Here is a 680-nt window from a genome sequence, read left to right as displayed (position 1 = left end):
ATACGTCGGACCGGGAATGTGGATGTACCACTGCCACGTACAAAGCCACTCCGACGCGGGAATGGCCGGGGTGTTCACGGTGACCGGCGCGAGCGAGAAAGTGCCGCTGACCGTCACCGCCTCGTCCCGTTGCGTGGGCTCGTCGGTGTACGTCGCGGTCACGGCCGTCAACGACGGCGACGTGCCGGCGACGATCACGCTGACCACCCCGTACGGCACCAAGACGGTGGCCAATGTGGCCCCGGGCAAGCAGGCCTACCAGTCCTTCAACACCCGGGCCGGGCAGATCGGCGCGGGCAAGGCCACCGTGACCGGGACGTCGCTCATCGACGGCAAAGAGGTCACCACGTCCTACGAGGCCGCCTACACCGCGATCAGCTGCGGCTGACCTGGCATCTTCCCGTGCAGATCTCCGGATCGGCATGGCCGGCTCGCCGCCGGCGTCACGGACCACCCCCCAGCTCGCCACCCGTGGGCGAGCGCCGTCACCGATTGGGAACCATGACCGAGAACAACAGTGATATGACGCGACGCCTGCTGTCGCGGCGCGTCTTCACCACCAGCGCGGCCGCAGCCGCCGTGATCACACCGTTCGCCGTGGCAAGCCAGGCCACCGCGGAACCCGCCGGCACACCCACCCCCACGGCCACCGGCAAGACCGCGGGCGAGCCGGGTGAGGT

The 680-nt window shown here is 69.3% G+C and carries 1 protein-coding gene; it reads left to right on the top strand.

From position 1 onward, the window contains the following. Nucleotides 1-388: multicopper oxidase domain-containing protein (locus tag FLX08_RS41765; RefSeq protein WP_208761991.1), on the top strand; the 388-nt coding region annotated here is incomplete at its 5' end. Between the last annotated feature and the right edge of the window lie 292 nt (nucleotides 389-680).

The organism is Microbispora hainanensis (assembly GCF_006874475.1).
GTDB classification, from domain to species: Bacteria; Actinomycetota; Actinomycetes; order Streptosporangiales; family Streptosporangiaceae; genus Microbispora; species Microbispora hainanensis.
This window is presented reverse-complemented; position numbering and strand designations above follow the sequence as displayed.